Annotated in this window: 12 protein-coding genes; 4 read left to right on the forward strand and 8 right to left on the reverse strand. The window is 62.1% G+C overall.

Annotated features, from left to right (window positions below):
* Positions 1 to 441 precede the first annotated feature (441 nt).
* Positions 442 to 819, forward strand: a complete 378-nt coding sequence (locus HMPREF2971_RS01155; RefSeq protein WP_005505243.1) for a twin-arginine translocase TatA/TatE family subunit — start codon at positions 442 to 444, stop codon at positions 817 to 819.
* A gap of 91 nt (positions 820 to 910) precedes the next feature.
* Here the strand turns inward: HMPREF2971_RS01155 and HMPREF2971_RS01160 are convergent, their stop codons facing one another.
* Genes HMPREF2971_RS01160 through HMPREF2971_RS01170 form a run of 3 tightly spaced genes read right to left on the reverse strand, consistent with a single transcriptional unit; the run spans position 911 to position 4341 of the window.
* A complete protein-coding gene (locus HMPREF2971_RS01160) occupies positions 911 to 2113 on the reverse strand; it encodes a P-loop NTPase (protein ID WP_070690709.1) in 1203 nt (400 codons plus the stop codon).
* Positions 2103 to 3020 (reverse strand): DUF1003 domain-containing protein, encoded by a 918-nt coding sequence (locus tag HMPREF2971_RS01165; RefSeq protein ID WP_070690712.1) that lies wholly within the window; start codon positions 3018 to 3020, stop codon positions 2103 to 2105. The genes HMPREF2971_RS01160 and HMPREF2971_RS01165 overlap by 11 nt, the downstream gene beginning before the upstream one ends.
* Positions 3013 to 4341, reverse strand: coding sequence for a magnesium transporter MgtE N-terminal domain-containing protein (locus HMPREF2971_RS01170; RefSeq protein ID WP_070541581.1), 1329 nt, complete (start codon positions 4339 to 4341; stop codon positions 3013 to 3015). Before HMPREF2971_RS01170 ends, HMPREF2971_RS01165 begins: the two co-directional genes overlap by 8 nt.
* A 130-nt stretch (positions 4342 to 4471) precedes the next feature.
* Between HMPREF2971_RS01170 and HMPREF2971_RS01175 the strand changes: the two genes are divergently transcribed.
* Positions 4472 to 5467 carry a hypothetical protein gene (locus HMPREF2971_RS01175; RefSeq protein WP_070690715.1) on the forward strand — a complete coding sequence of 332 codons (996 nt, stop codon included), beginning with the start codon at positions 4472 to 4474 and terminating at the stop codon, positions 5465 to 5467.
* Positions 5468 to 5634: 167 nt separating this feature from the next.
* On the opposite strand, the gene HMPREF2971_RS01180 is transcribed toward HMPREF2971_RS01175, so the two are convergent.
* Entirely contained in the window at positions 5635 to 7164 is a 1530-nt protein-coding gene (locus HMPREF2971_RS01180) for an aminopeptidase P family protein (RefSeq protein ID WP_070690719.1), read from the reverse strand.
* A gap of 215 nt (positions 7165 to 7379) precedes the next feature.
* Between HMPREF2971_RS01180 and HMPREF2971_RS01185 the strand changes: the two genes are divergently transcribed.
* Complete coding sequence (locus tag HMPREF2971_RS01185; protein WP_083314065.1) at positions 7380 to 8348, forward strand: PHP domain-containing protein; 969 nt, start codon at positions 7380 to 7382, stop codon at positions 8346 to 8348.
* An 89-nt stretch (positions 8349 to 8437) separates the two neighbouring features.
* Here HMPREF2971_RS01185 and HMPREF2971_RS01190 read toward each other — a convergent pair whose 3' ends face one another.
* The 4 genes from HMPREF2971_RS01190 to HMPREF2971_RS01205 form a co-directional block, all read right to left on the reverse strand.
* The gene (locus HMPREF2971_RS01190; protein WP_070690722.1) at positions 8438 to 9709 is read right to left on the reverse strand and encodes a DNA-methyltransferase; all 1272 of its coding nucleotides are present in this window, start codon (positions 9707 to 9709) and stop codon (positions 8438 to 8440) included.
* A gap of 8 nt (positions 9710 to 9717) precedes the next feature.
* A complete protein-coding gene (locus HMPREF2971_RS01195; RefSeq protein WP_070690725.1) occupies positions 9718 to 11463 on the reverse strand; it encodes a DEAD/DEAH box helicase in 1746 nt (581 codons plus the stop codon).
* Between the two features lie 475 nt (positions 11464 to 11938).
* Positions 11939 to 12166 carry a DUF3107 domain-containing protein gene (locus HMPREF2971_RS01200; protein ID WP_005505268.1) on the reverse strand — a complete coding sequence of 76 codons (228 nt, stop codon included), beginning with the start codon at positions 12164 to 12166 and terminating at the stop codon, positions 11939 to 11941.
* Positions 12167 to 12392: 226 nt separating this feature from the next.
* The gene (locus HMPREF2971_RS01205) at positions 12393 to 13655 is read right to left on the reverse strand and encodes a glutamyl-tRNA reductase (RefSeq protein WP_070690727.1); all 1263 of its coding nucleotides are present in this window, start codon (positions 13653 to 13655) and stop codon (positions 12393 to 12395) included.
* Between the two features lie 222 nt (positions 13656 to 13877).
* Between HMPREF2971_RS01205 and hemE the strand changes: the two genes are divergently transcribed.
* The gene (hemE, locus tag HMPREF2971_RS01210; RefSeq protein WP_070690730.1) at positions 13878 to 15077 is read left to right on the forward strand and encodes a uroporphyrinogen decarboxylase; all 1200 of its coding nucleotides are present in this window, start codon (positions 13878 to 13880) and stop codon (positions 15075 to 15077) included.
* Positions 15078 to 15207: the final 130 nt, after the last annotated feature.

The following is a 15207-nucleotide window of genomic DNA, read 5'->3' on the forward strand; positions in this document are numbered from 1 at the left end:
CGCAGCGTTTTAACCCGGCGGTGGAGATTATCCACCGTAAACCGCTGAATCTATCCAACGGATGTTTGAGAGCGCCGGTGTGCTGCCGGCGGTCTTTTGCGTTCGGGAGGCGGGCGTGCCTGCGGTTGGAGCCGCAGCGTTTTAACCCGGCGGTGGAGATTACCCGCCGTAAACCGAATATCGTGACTGGAGACCGCCGGTGTGCTGCCGGCGGTCTTTTGCGTTCGGGAGGCGGGCGTGCCTGCGGTTGGAGCCGCAGCGTTTTAACCCGGCGGCGGAGATTATCCACCGTAAACCGCTGATGTGGTGTTCTTAGCCGTGAGCGCAATGCTCCTCCGCGGTGCTGTAGCGTACGCCTTCTGCTTGTCCAGAGCTTAAAGACACGTCCAGAAAGCGCCGCGGGTTCGGCGGTGCTGGCTCGGAACTGATAATCTATATTCTGTGTTTGGTATTAGTGGCACCGAGTTGATTATTTTGGCCATCATCACGTTTGTGGTGATTGGCCCCGAACGCATGCCCGAATACGCCCGCCAGATTCGTGAATTCGTCAAGACTGTGCGCCGCATGGCGTTCGACGCGAAGGACGACTTCAAGGAAGCCCTGGGCGAGACGGGTCTGGAAGATATTAACTGGCGCCAGTACGACCCCCGCCAGTACGATCCGCGCGTGATTGTGAAGCAGGCATTCGCTGAGGATGACGCCGAGCGTGAGCGTGAGGCGAAGGAACGTGAAGAGGCGCTGCTGAAGGAGAAGGAAAAGTCGGAGAGCCGTGCTCTTCCGCGAGGCGCATACGCCCCCTTCGACGTGGACGCAACCTAAGATTTTGAATAGATAAGAACCCCGCACCGTGATGGTGCGGGGTTCTTTCTATTCTCAGCTGTTTGGCCGTCAGCTTCTAGACGCTCAATCTCTAAACGAAGAGCGGCAGGTTCTGACCCGCCCTCGACTCGCCCGACTGCAGCAGCTGCGAGGCGATGGACTGGATTTCTTCTGCGGTGGCGGAGTCGGGGTAACCCCACACGACAGGCATGCCATCGTCACCGCCGGTACGCAGGTTCACATCCAGCGGGACGGAACCGAGCAGCGGTACCGGGTAGGAGAGCGCCTCCGAAAGACGCTCAGCGAGCACCTGACCGCCGCCAGAACCGAACATGTCGAGCACGGTACCGTCCGGCAGGGTCATGGCAGCCATGTTCTCCACCACGCCCACGACCTTCTGACCGGTCTGCAAGCTCAGGGTACCGGCACGCTCCGCCACATCCACCGCGGCGTGCTGCGGGGTGGAAATGAGCACCAGCTCCGCATTCGGCAGCAGCTGAGCCATGGAGATGGCAATATCGCCGGTGCCGGGCGGCAAATCGAGTAGCAACACATCCAGGGCGCCGAAGTGCACGTCCATGATGAACTGCTCCAGGGCACGGTGCAGCATGGGGCCGCGCCACGCCACCGGCTCGTTGCCCTTGAGGAACATGCCGATAGAAATCACTCGAATAAAGCCGCCGCTGACCTTCTGCTCACCCCAACGCTGGGCGGGGGCGGGAACGTCCACGGTCGGCGGAAGAATCAGGTCATCCAGGCGGGTCGGGGCGTCGGTAATACCCAGCAGACCCGGGATGGAGAAGCCGTGCACATCCGCGTCAATAATGCCCACCGCAAGCCCGCGCGAGGCGAACGCGGCGGCAAGGTTCGCGGTCATGGAGGACTTACCCACGCCACCCTTACCGGAGACCACGCCGAACACGCGGGTCAGCGAACCGGGCGCGGTAAACGGGTTAGAACGCTCCGGCTTGAGCATCGAACGCAGGGCGGAACGCTGCTGCGGGTTCATCGCACCCACCTGCAGTTGCACACGGTCGATACCCTCAACGGTGGCGGCGGCGTCACGAACCTGCTGCTCGATGGTGTTCTTCAGCGGGCAACCCTCAATGGTGAGTAGCACCGTGACCTCCGCCCAGTGGCGGCCGGGAATCGGCTCACCGTGCTCATCCAGTTCAGGATGCACGAGTGCAGTCTCCACCATGCCCAGCTCCGTAATGGGGCGGCGCAGTTCGGGGTCCTCGACGCGGGCGAGTGCCGCGTAGAGCGCATCCTGCAGGGGTGAATTAGTGGTCACGGGCGCCTCCCTCACGGGTGCGCTCTGCCTGCTGCTGTGCCTGCTGGGATTCGCGGCTCTGAGGTTGGCTCAAATCGCCTCGGTGGGGATCCTGTTCGGAGTCCTTCGCAGGGCGTTCGGCCTTGTCAGAAGCCTGCTCGGTACCGTTCTCGCTGCCCTCAGAGCTCTTTCCCTCAGCCTCCTGCTCCTCAGCGTCCTTCTCCTCACCCTCGGAAGTGTCGATATCGTCGATAGCCTCCTCCAGGTCCTCAATGTCCTCACTGATGTCCTGCAGTTGCTCGGCGTGACGCTCCTGCTCCTGCGCAATGTTCTGCAGTTCCTCAAGAATGTCACGCAGCTCGCTACGGACGAAGTCACGGGTCGCAACCTCACGCAGAGCAATACGCAGCGAAGCAATCTCGCGAGTCAGGTACTGGGTCTCCTCCAGGTTCTGCTGGTCACGCTTACGGTCCTCAGAGGCCACCACGCGGTCGCGGTCATCCTGACGGTTCTGCGCCAACAGCAGCAGGGGAGCAGCGTAAGAAGCCTGCAGGGACAGCATCAGGGTCAGCAGGGTGAAGTTCAGGCTACGCGGGTCGAACTGCATCTCCTCCGGCGCCAGGGAGTTCCACGCCAGCCACACGCCACAGAAAATGGTCATCCACATCAGGAACTGCGGGGTACCCATGTAGCGTGCGAACGCCTCAGTCATGCGGCCGAAAGCGTCCGGGTTGGGGCTAGCGAACAGCTTCGGCTTGCGGGTGCCGGGGGTGCTCAGCTGCGAGTCGCTACGCTGCGTGCGGGAGTCGCCGCGCTCGCGGTTGCGTTCAGCGTACTTCTTCTCCAGGCGGTCTTTGAGAATGCGCGCCTTATCGATGCGGGGGTTCTCTTCGGTACGGTTTGCGTCGCGGCGGTTCGATTCAGGCAAAGCGTCGTCCTACCTTTCGTACGGGAGTTCCATCATCGTAAGTGCGCCAGTCTTCGGGCAGGAGCGCATCGAGCACGTCGTCGATGGTCACTGCGCCTACCAGGCGGTGCGATTCGTTCACAATGGGAACGATGGTCAGGTCGTAGGTTGCCAGCACGCGTGCCAGCTCTTCCAAACTGGCCTGGTCAGAGACAGGCTCAGTGTCGGTATCGAGGATGTGGCCAATCGGCTCGCTCGGCGGCACACGCAGCAGTTTCTGCATGTGCACCAGACCCAGGTACTTGCCGGTCGGGGTTTCCAGGGGCGGGCGGGTCACCATGACGGCAGCCGCCATCGCCGGGGGAATCTCCTCGGCGCGGATGTGCGCGAGCGCCTCCGCGACGGTCGCCTCGGGGGAGAGGATGATCGGCACCGGGTTCATGAGCGAACCGGCGGTACCTTCGTCGTATTCGAGCAGTCGACGCACGTCGTCTGCTTCGTCGGGTTCCATGAGTTCGAGCAGCTTTTCACGCTGGGCGTCGTCCAGCTCGATGAGCAGGTCGGCGGCGTCGTCCGGTTCCATCTCTTCGAGGACCTGCGCGGCACGCTCATCGTCCAGGTGCGAAAGAATCTGCACCTGGTCCTCGGCGGGCAGCTCCTGCAGAACGTCCGCGAGGCGTTCATCCTGCAGTTCGGCGGCGATCTCGACCATGCGTTTATCGCTCATCTCGTGGATAGCGTCCGCAAGGTCGGCGGGCTTGGAGTTCTCATGGTTCGCAACGAACGCGGTTGCCGCCTGCGGTTCCACGTCGGTGGAGAGCAGAGCCTCGTCCCAGTCGACGATGAGGGTCTCCTTGGAGCGGCGGCGCCACGTGCTGGAGGAGGAGCTGACGCGGGAAACGAACAGCTCGGTCACGCCCCAGTCGCCGTTGCGGCGCTGCTCAATGGCGACGTCCTCAATGACGGCGTCGCCGCTGCCGTCGAGCAGACGCACGCGGCGGTCAAAGAGCTCACCCACGATGAGAGTCTCAGAGTTGCGCTGTTCGAAGCGGCGCAGGTTCACCAGGCCGGTCGAAATGATCTGTGAAGCGTCGATACTTCGCACACGGGTCATGGGCATGAACACGCGTTTCTTGCCGAGCACCTCAACGATGATGCCGACAACAATGGGTTCGCTGCCCTTGGCGGGGCGGGCGCCCGCAATGGATGCGCCCAGGCCACGTTTGAGCACGACGACGTCTCGGAGACGGCCGAGGCGGTCACCGAAGGGGTCAAAAACGTCGAGGCCCAGAAGGCGGGCAATATAAATCTTGCTGGGGGTGCTGAACTTCGAATTGCTCACCTCTCTAGGGTACGCCCCGCCGCGGGGATTCGCACTTTGAGAAGCCTAATTGAACAGGTGTTCGCTACGCCTGTAGAGGAGCTGACTGCCCACCGGGTCCAGGGTTAGGGTGGGCGGTAGAATAGGAGCCATGACTTCTAACCTGCCGAATATTCCCTCGACCCCGCCTTCTTCATATCTGGCCTCGCGCCTGGCGCAGGCTCAGGGCAAGCCCCTGCCCGCCGGTGAGGCGATCGCCTCCTTCGTTCGTCACGATGATGCGCTCGCCGCTTTTGACGTGCTTAGCGAGCAGGATTATCCGGTCACGGCGCTGTACCTGGTCAATGACGGTATCCGCCAGGTGGAGTACCCGGTGCCGTTGCCGTATGGTCGTATCTTGACTTTTGCAGCGCTTCGAGGTGCAGGATTCGGCGCGTTTTTTTCATTGCTGGTTATGACCTCGACTAATGATTCCTCTGCTATTGAGGCAATAAAGTATGTGCTGCTGTCGGTGGCTATGTTTGTGCTGTGGCAAATGTACGTTCTGCGTCGCTCCCACGGCAGTCGCCACCCGATACGTACTGAATCAATCCCCTCGCGTACCGTGATGTACGCTCTGCCGGAGTACGCTCAGGATGCGCGCCGCGTGCTGGGTGCGCACCCTCGCTTCTCGGCGGCGGTTGCGGCTGCGCGTGCGGCGGCTGCCCCGGAAGCTTCGCAGGCTCGTGCCGCTCAGAGCACCGTTTCGATGAATGGTGCACCGGTTCCGACCGGCGCCCCGAAGGCACCCTCGTACCGTGCGCAGGCGGGTAGCCAGCCGGCACCGAATCAGAACCTGCCCGAGCGTGATACGACCGCGCAGAACGCGGTGGCTCAGAGCGCGGCGCAGAACATGCCCGCACCGGTTGCCCCCGCACAGTCCGCACAATCCGCACAGTCTGCCGAACAGGAACAGGCAAGTACTGACCGTGCGACCGGTCAGAAGTCAGATGTGCAGAAGCGCCCGGCACAGCGGTACGGTCTGCGCGTGGACGACCCGGAAGAATACGCGAAGCTGATTCAGCCCAAGCCGCAGCGTCCGACCCCGCGCCCGCAGGGCCTGCACGATAAGTCCTCGCACGATAACTCCTCGCAGGACTCCGAATAACCGAACCTGCAATGGCGGTAGCCACCCACAACGGCGGGAAACAGGCATAGAAGATACGCAGCGCAGAAGATACGCGAAAAGCCCCTCACCGAAACGAATCGGTGAGGGGCTTTCGCTATGCACATACAACCGGCACTAACCGGTGCTGGTGGCGTGAAGAGTCAGGCTTACTTCGCCAGCTTCGCCATCCACTCCTCAATGCCCTCAACGGTGCGCGGCAGAGCAGCGGAGAGGTTCACGTTGCCGTCCTCGGTGCAGAGCACGTCGTCCTCCAGACGGATACCGATACCGCGGTACTCCTCGGGAACCGACAGGTCCTCGTCCTTGAAGTACAGGGCCGGCTCAATGGTGAAGACCATGCCCGGCTCCAGCTCAGCCCACATGTACAGCTCAGCCTTTGCCTGCGCGCAGTCGTGCACGTCCAGGCCCAGGTGGTGGCTGGTGCCGTGCGGCATCCAGCGGCGGTGCTGACCGCCCTCAACGGTGAGCGAAACATCAGCGGAAACCGGCAGCAGGCCCCACTCTTCCAGACGGTGCGCCAGAACGTTCATGGCAGCTTCGTGAATCTCGTAGAACTTGGTACCCGGCTTAGCCACAGCGAATGCGGCGTCAGCGGCATCCAGCACAGCGTTGTAGACCTTCGCCTGAACCTCGGTGAACTTACCGTTCACGGGGAAGGTACGGGTCACGTCAGCAGTGTACAGGGTGTCGTCCTCAACACCTGCGTCCAGCAGCAGCAGCTTGCCGTCATCGACGGTGCCGTTGTTACGGATCCAGTGCAGGATAGTTGCGTTGTTACCGCACGCTGCGATGGTGTCGTAGCCCAGGTCGTTACCGTCGGTACGTGCCACGGAGAAGAACGCAGTCTCAACGACGCGCTCACCGCGGTGGTGCTCCTTAGCCTTCGGCAGTGCACGAATGACCTCTTCGAAGCCCTTGACGGTCATGTCAACGGAACGCTGCAGGTTCTCAACCTCGATAGCGTCCTTGATCAGGCGAGCCTCGGAGAGAGCCACGGTCAGCTCGGAGTCCAGCTTGTCAGCCTGCTCCAGCTCCACGCCGGTGTTGTAGCGGGAGGTGTCAACCAGCGCGTCAACAGCCGGGTCAACGTTGCGGACCAGGCGGATGTTCACGCCGCCCAGGCCCTGGTTACCGGCGTTCTTGGTGATAGCAACCTCAAGCTCGGACAGGTCGCGGGTACGCAGACCGAAGCGCTCGGAGAATTCCTTCAGGGTGGGGCGGGGGCCAACCCAGAACTCGCCGTAGCGTGCATCCGCGTAGAACTCTGCGGTGTCACGGCCAGCCAGCGGACGGAAGTACAGGGTCACCTCGTGGTTGGAACCGTTGTCACCGGTGCCCTCTTCGACGGGCTCGAAGATCAGCACGGCGTCGGGCTCGTGGTCGATGCCCAGACCGGTCTGGTGCGCAAACGCCGAGTGGGGGCGGAAGCGGTAGTCGCAGTCGTTGGAGCGGACCTTCAGCGGGCCTGCGGGCAGGACGAGGCGCTCGCCGGGGAATGCCTTGGAGATCTTGGCGCGGCGCTCAGCTGCGTAGTCTGCTACGGGCTCGCGGGTGTAGCCGTCATCTTCGGCCTTGGCCCAGTCCTTAGCAATGAATTCGGTGAACGCAGACGCCTTGGGGGTGCTGCGGTGGTCAGTCTTCTGAGCTTCGGTGCTCTTCTCGTTGTTCTCAGTCATGGGTTAATCATATCTCCTTCACCACAGGTGGGCAGGTGTTTTAGCGCTTTTGACCATAAGAGGGGCGCGGTGGGGCAGAATATATCTTTGACCTGCGACCGGGTGCCTGATATTGCGCCGCCAAATATTGGTAGGGTTGAATCAGAAGAGTAGATGACATACCTTAAACCCCGCTGAGGTGGCGACGAACTAGCAGGGGCGGGGAAGGAGAGAATATGACGCAGACAGAACACCGAAATAGTGCACCTAATGCGCAGCAGGCACTGCAGCCCGCTGAATCGGGTGCGCCTGAAAATCTGAACCGTGCCGGGCGTTACGATCTGCATATTCACTCCGCTATTTCTGACGGCACGCAGAGCCTGACCGAGCTGGTGCCGCTGATTGCTCGCGCCGGGTTGGCTGGGTTTGCGCTGACTGATCACGATACGACGGCTGGTTGGGCGCAGGCGGCTCAGCTGGCGGGTGAGTACGGTCTAGATTTTCTGCCGGGTGCAGAGTTCTCCTGCCGTTACCGGTACACCGATGGTGAGGGCCGTGCACGCACGAAGACTATTCATCTGCTCGCTTATGGTTTTGACCCGGTGGATTCGGAGTTGGCGCGCCGTGTGGAGGCGATTCGCGCCAGCCGTGCGGGCCGTGCGCAGGCTATTGTGGGCCATCTTGCCGCCGACTACCCGCTGACCTGGGATGACGTGTTGGCGCAGGTGGGGGAGGGGAACACGGCGGTGGGCCGCCCCCATATTGCTGATGCGCTGGTTGCTGCCGGGGTGGTTGCTGACCGTTCTGAGGCTTTTGCGAAGCTGCTGTACACGGGCAGCCCCTACTATGTGCCGCAGGATGCGCTGGACCCGCTGGAGGCGGTGCGTCTGGTGCGTGAGGCTGGGGGCGTGCCGGTGATTGCGCACCCGATGAGTACGATGCGTGGGCCCGCATTGAGCCTGGAGTACCTGGGTTTGATGGTGGATGCTGGCCTGGCGGGTGTGGAGGTGTATCACCGCGAGAACTCTCCGGAGGACCGCGCGCGTCTGCTGGAGTTCATTGAGCGTCAGCGTGCGGCGGGCCGTGAGGTGCTGGTGACGGGGTCGAGCGATTATCACGGTGCGGGCAAGCCGAACCTGCTGGGTGAGAACACGACGGATGCGGTGACGGTGGCACGTATCCGCGAGCAGCTGGCTTCTCAGTAGTAAGACGAAAGAGTGTGGGGCGGGTTCCTTATTGGGAATCCGCCCCACACTCTTAACACGTGCTCTCACGAACGCGCAGACAAGACAGCCTAGACGCTCTCACGCGAGGCATGATGCTGCAACACCGCACCCGCAGCCGCCGCATCCATCTGAGCAGCCGCACGAGCCGCACGAGCCTTAGCCCGCGCCTGATGCTGACGCTGACGACGCAACTCATCACGCCCATCAATACGCATCTTCTTATCCACCGCATCCATTGACCGGTGACGCACAAACCGGCAGGACGCACCCTCAACCGGCTGCGTAGTCTCCGTCAACGTATCCAACACGGCCTTCAACGCATGACGGCTCGCCGCCGTCAACGCATCACGACTCGTACCGCCACGAACACCCACCGTACGCTTCGGCGTGAACAGCACACTCGCCCCACGCGGAACACCACGATACTCAGCGAACGACACCGGATCCACACCCAGGCGCTTAGCCATCACCTCAATAGCCGGCGGATTCTGATCCACACACACGAACTTACGACCCAGCTGAGCCGCCGCCGCACCAGTAGAACCAGAACCAGCGAAGAAATCCAACACCCAATCACCCGGGCGGGAACTCGCCGCAATCATACGACGCAACAGGCCCGTAGGCTTCTGCGTGGGATAACCCGTCTTCTCCTTACCCGTAGGCGACACAATCGTATGCCACCACACATCAGTAGGGAGCTTACCGCGAGAAGCCTTCTCCTCAGTCACCAAGCCGGGAGCCATATACGGTTCACGATCAACCTCCGCAGTATTGAAGTAATAGTTGCGGTGATCCTTCGCGTACACCAAAATATTGTCGTGCTTCGTCGGCCAGCGGCGCGTAGACTTCGCACCGTAGTCATACGCCCAAATCAGCTCATTAATGAAGTTCTCACGACCAAAAATCATGTCGCACATAATCTTCACATAATGAACCTCACGCCAATCCAGGTGCAGGTACAGGGTGCCGTCCTGCGCGAGCAGACGATGCGCCTGCTCAATACGCGGCGCTAGGAACGCCCAATAATCCTCGAACGAGTCGTTATAGCTCGCCAGAGTCTGCAGGGTGCTCGAATAGCTCTTGCCCTTAAAACCGGTGCGGTCACCCTTCTCAGAAGCCTCCGCGCTCAACGTGCGGCGCGTCTGCTTCTTACCCGTATTGAACGGCGGGTCAATGTAAATCACGGTGAACGCACCATCGGGTAGCTCACGCAGATACTCCAGGTTATCTGCCTGCACCAGCAGCGACGGGCCCTGCGGATCGAAAACCGTCGAATCCGTGCGGTTCGCCTCAGCGGCAGGGGAGGGCACGGCAGGCGCCGGGGATGCTGAAATACCCAACCCCGGCCCTAGCCTTCAGAACCAGCACGGTCAGCGCCACGGCCCTTACCGCGAGAACCCTCAGAACGAGAACCTTCAGAACGCGAGCCTTCAGAACGCGAGCCTTCAGAGCGGCGGCGGGTACGGCGGCGACCCTCACCCTCCACGGGCTGACCCTCAACACGGCGGGTACGGCGACGCTGACGAGGTGCACGCTCAGAACGCTCAGCAGAACGTTCGGTACGCTCGGCTGCGGCCTGCTCGTTACGCTCGGAAGAACGCTCGGAACGCTCAGAACGCTTGCGGCCCTCGGAGCGGCTACGGCGCTCGCCGCGGCCCTCACCGGAACGACCCTCGCGGCCACCGTCACGACCGCCGCGAGAACGGCGCGAGCCCTTCTCGCCGTCACGACCGCCAGAACGGCCACCATCGCGGCCACCGCGAGAACGAGCCGGACGGCCATCACGAGAATCACGGGCGCTCTCAAAGAACTCATCGCCCATGCCCTCAGCCACACGCTCCTCGCGCGGCAGGCGGCCCTTAGTGCCAGCCGGAATGTTCAGGTCATGGAACAGGTGCTCAGAGGAAGAGTAGGTCTCAACCGGCTCAGGAACGCCCAGCTCCAGGGCATCGTTAATGACCTTCCAGCGCGGCAGGTCATCCCAGTCAACCAGGGTCACAGCGGTACCCTCATTGCCCGCACGGCCGGTACGGCCGGTACGGTGCAGGTAAGTCTTCTCATCCTCGGGCACGCGGTGGTTAATCACGTGGGTCACGTCTTCAACGTCAATACCGCGAGCCGCCACGTCGGTCGCAACCAGAATGTCGACCTTGCCGGTGCGGAACGCCTTCAGCGCCTGCTCACGTGCAACCTGGTTCAGGTCACCGTGCAGGGGAGCGGCAGCGAAGCCACGGCTCACCAGCTCCTCCGCCACGCGGGCAGCGTCACGCTTGGTCTTGGTGAAGATGACGGTGCGGCCGCGGCCGGTAGCGCGCAGAATGCGGCCAATCATCTCGTCCTTGTCCAGGTGGTGCGCACGGTAGACGACCTGGCGGATCGAAGCCTTAGTCTTCGAGGCGTCCTCGGGGTCAGCGGCGCTAATGCGCATGGGCTTGGTCATGTACTGGCGTGCCATCGCAATGACCGGGCCGGGCATGGTTGCGGAGAACAGCATGCTCTGGCGGTCCTCCGGCAGGTAGCTGAGGATCTTCTCAACCGACGGCTGGAAACCCAAATCCAGCATCTCGTCAGCCTCATCGAGGACCACAATCTTGACCTGCTTCAGGTTCAGGAAGCCCTGCTGGTACAGGTCGATAATGCGGCCGGGGGTGCCCACCGCAACCTCCAGGCCGCGGCGCAGCAGCTCAGCCTGAGGCTCAATCGGCACACCACCGTACAGGGTCGCGACGCGGGCGTTGCGCAGCTTCGCAGCAATCGCCAGGTCCTCGCCCACCTGAATGGCAAGCTCACGGGTCGGAACCAGAATCAGCGCCTGAGGTGCGCCGGGGTACTCCAAATCAGCCCAACCCTCATCCTCGCGGCCGACCACACGCTGAATGGTGGGCAGACCGAAGCCGAGGGTCTTACCGGTACCGGTCTTTGCCTGACCAATGATGTCCTGGCCAGACAGAGCCACGGGAAGAGTCAGCTCCTGGATGGGGAAGGGGGAGGTAATGCCAACCGCCGCGAGGGCGTCACTAATATCCTGGCGAACGCCGAAGTCGGCGAAGGACTTTGCAGTCTGAGTGGTTTCCTGCGTGTTCGTTTCAGTCACTGGACCGTATCTTTCTACCCCTGCTCGGGGTGTGTTTCTCCCCGTAACGGGGTGTACCAGCCAGCGCCTCAATGGTGGAGGCGGTGACGGGCGGGCGTCGAAAGCCGGCCGCGGGAAATTCTTACACGGGAAATTCTTACCGAGACGCCGCCTGCACGCATGGTTATTACTCAAGGTTCATTCATGATGAGGTGCAGCCTCGGGGTCTTGAAAGGGGTACGACCGGTCATTCACTTAACCCCTCAATATTAACCTGGATTTGCTTTCGGCGCACCCCCGACCGGTTGTGGTGTGCGCCCGTGATGGGCGATATACCGCCTCAAAACCGGGTACTGCGAGGTTTTTGTGCGGGCGGTTTAAAACGCAAAACCCCGCATTCGGCACGGCGTAACCGTACGGCGCATACAGCGCGGTTACGCATCGTGACGGATGCGGGGGAAAGCTCAAGCTAAAGGGTAAACAGCTACCGAACTAATTAGGCGCCGATACCGAAACCAACGTGACGCTTAGCGTCGGAACCCAGCTCGACGTAGCCAATCTGAGCGCCAGAAATCAGGGTGGTGTTGCCCTTATCATCCATAATCTGCAGCAGCGAGCCGTCCTCAATAGCCTTCGAGACCTTCTCCATGAGGATTTCCTTAGCCTCACTGGTCTCAACAACGATTTCACGAGCAATGTGGCGAATGCCAATCTTGATTTCCATGAGTCTCCTCGCAGAATAGTCCGGCACAGCCAAACGTGCGCCGGGTATGGGAACTGTCTTATCTAGCATCTACTCTAGCGTGAATACGCCCATCGGCACCGTGAACGGGCGGTACTTCGCCGGGGGCTAATAAAATACTCGCCGCAGGATGCGCAGAAACAGGCGCGAAAGTAGCGCCAAACAGTACAGGACACAGTGCAGGACAGGGGAGGGGGAGCGCAGGCTCTTAGGACTCCTCCACCTGAATACCGTAGAGAGTCTCCAGGGCCTGCACGTAATCCTCTGCGCGGCCCTCCGACGCCAGCTTCTTAGCGCGCACCGTCGGGGTGTGCAGAAGAGACTTCACCATGCGGCGCATTGCCAGCTCAAACTGCTCCGTCGCCGCCCCGCAACCAAACTGGTTACGCACCTTCTCCAGCTCGGAATCCAGTACATCCAGCGTGTGCGAGCGCAGGGCAACAATCGCGGAGTCAATCGTGCGGGAACGCTGACGAGACACAAACGCCGCCAGCTCAGACTCCACGATGCGCGTAGCCGTCGCAACAGATTCCTCGGTCTCCTCGGGGGCGGCAAGGCGCACCGACTCGAGCGTAATCAGCTCAACATTCGGCAGGTCAGCGACCGACGGATCAAAGTCACGTGAAAGAGCAAGGTCAAGAATCGTGTGGTGGCCGCCCGGAATCTGCTCGGGAAGCAGCGGGTCGGATCCGCCGGAGCAACCAATAATGACGTCGGCAGAAGCCATTGCCTGCTCCATGCCGTCCACCGGCACCGCAGAAACCTCGCGCTTTGCCGCGAACTCGGCGGCACGACCAGAACGGGAATTGACCCAAATATCGGTGCAACCGCGTTCACGCAGCGCCGCAATGGTCGCGCCCGCGTAAGCACCCGTACCAAAAATTAGGGCGCGTCGGGTCGACCAGTCCTTCTCGGCAACCTCATCCGCAAGATCCAGGGCAACAGACACAATGGAGCGGCCCTGGGCGCCAAGCGCCGTGTGCTGCCCTACCTGACGAGCCGTATGCGCCGCATGCTCAAAGAGCTGCACCAGCTCACCGGGAAGAGCCACGCCCTCCTCCTGAGCCTTCGCCTGCGCGGCAGCCAGGGCGCGGCGTACCTGACCGGCGATTTCGCGCTCGCCAACCACTGCAGACTCCAGGCCGGAGGCGACCGTCAGCAGGTGGCGTGCCGCTTCCTCGTCTGCGTACACGTCGAAACTGGTATTGACCAGTTCCTTGTCCAGGCCGGAGGTTTGCGCAATCGAATCAACAATCAGCTCACGAACCATGTGCACATGCGCAGAGACGTGCAGCTGAACATACATTTCAAGACGGTTACAGGTGGCAAGAACTACTGCACCCTTAACACCGAGTTGACGTGCGATATCCGCCGCCAGAACATCGGGTACGCCAGAGGCACCGGCGCTCAACGCAGCGACGGTGGTCAAATCAACGGTGTGGTGCGATGCCACAAATGCATAAGTACTCACTAGAGACTAATCATAACCACGCCGACTAAGCCCCTGTAAAGCTCATAGAACCTAAGTTCCATCATCGTAGGGGGCAAGAAAATCTGCGCGGTGGGGGATGCGGGCACGAAGAGTAGGCACGAACTAAGGTGTCCCTCACTGCTAAGAAAGCCATCATTAGGTAAGAGTCACCATGACATAGTGTCGCAAAAACGCCCACATAAACCTGTCACACTAGAGACTATGAGCGAAAACCAGCACACCACCCCCGCATCGGAAAAGGGCCCCGCGTCGGCACAGGGCACCGCACAGGCACCCGCCCTGCCCGCACACCCCACTGACGCCCAGCGACCCCTGCTCACCGACGAGCAGCTCGCACACCTACCCGCCAACCACCCCCTGCGCGCAGGCACCACCGCCGACTCGCCCATGCTCCGCGCCCTCACCGGCCGCCCCTCCAGCCACCGACCCGTCTGGTTCATGCGCCAGGCAGGCCGCTCCCTACCCGAATACCGCCAGGTACGTGAAGGCATCCCCATGCTGGACGCATGCCTCACCCCCGAGCTCGCCGCAGAAATCACCGTGCAGCCCGTCCGCCGCCACAAGGTCGACGCCGGCATCTTCTTCTCCGACATCGTCATCCCCATGAAGCTCGCGGGCGTCAACGTCGACATCGTGCCCGGTAAGGGCCCCGTACTCGACCAGCCCGTACGCACCCTCGACGAGGTGCGCGCCCTGCCCGAACTCAAAGACAGCGACCTCGACCCCATCCGCGAAGCCGTCGCCGCCGCCGTAGAAATGCTCGGCGACACCCCGCTCATCGGCTTCGCCGGAGCCCCCTTCACCGTCGCCGCCTACATGGTCGAAGGCGGCCCCTCCCGCGACCACCTGCGCCCGCGCACCATGATGCACGCCGACCCCGCCGCCTGGCACGAACTCGCCGCCTGGGCAGCCCGCACCGCAGGCCAGTTCCTGCGCGCACAGATCGAGGCGGGCGCATCCGCCGTGCAGCTCTTCGACTCCTGGGCAGGCTCCCTCGGCGAAAGCGACTACCGCCGCTACGTGCAGGCACACTCCGCAACCGCCCTCGATATGGTGCGCGAATACGGCGTGCCGCGCATCCACTTCGGCACCGGCACCGCCGCCCTGCTGCCCGCCATGCACGAAGCCGGCGCAGACGTCATCGGCGTGGACTACCGCCTGCCGCTGTCCGCAGCGAACACCCTACTCAACGGCGCCGTACCCCTGCAGGGCAACATCGACCCGGCACTGCTCACCGCAGGCAACGAAAACCTCTACGCACACGTAGACGAAGTGCTCGCAGAAGGCAACGCCGCCCCCTCGCACGTGGTCAACCTCGGCCACGGCGTACCCCCGACCACCGACCCGCAGGTGCTCACCGACCTCGTGGCATATATCCACGAACGCACCGCGCAGGCATAGGATAAATAACGATAAATAGACGGCGCAGATGCCGGACACCCTCCGGCATCTGCACCGAACATCTGCACCCCGAACCAACCACCACACCCGTTACCCCCCCAAGGGCAACTCCACCGCAGACAGACCGAAG

This window comes from Rothia sp. HMSC066G07 (genome assembly GCF_001814485.1).
Classification (GTDB): Bacteria; Actinomycetota; Actinomycetes; order Actinomycetales; family Micrococcaceae; genus Rothia.

Excerpts from the sequence above, each read along its gene's own strand:
- HMPREF2971_RS01185 (WP_083314065.1), top strand. The coding sequence starts at position 7,380 with ATGACGCAGACAGAACACCGAAATAGTGCACCTAATGCGCAGCAGGCA.
- HMPREF2971_RS01200 (WP_005505268.1), bottom strand. The coding sequence starts at position 12,166 with ATGGAAATCAAGATTGGCATTCGCCACATTGCTCGTGAAATCGTTGTT.
- HMPREF2971_RS01180 (WP_070690719.1), bottom strand. The coding sequence starts at position 7,164 with ATGACTGAGAACAACGAGAAGAGCACCGAAGCTCAGAAGACTGACCAC.
- hemE (WP_070690730.1), top strand. The coding sequence starts at position 13,878 with ATGAGCGAAAACCAGCACACCACCCCCGCATCGGAAAAGGGCCCCGCG.
- HMPREF2971_RS01175 (WP_070690715.1), top strand. The coding sequence starts at position 4,472 with ATGACTTCTAACCTGCCGAATATTCCCTCGACCCCGCCTTCTTCATAT.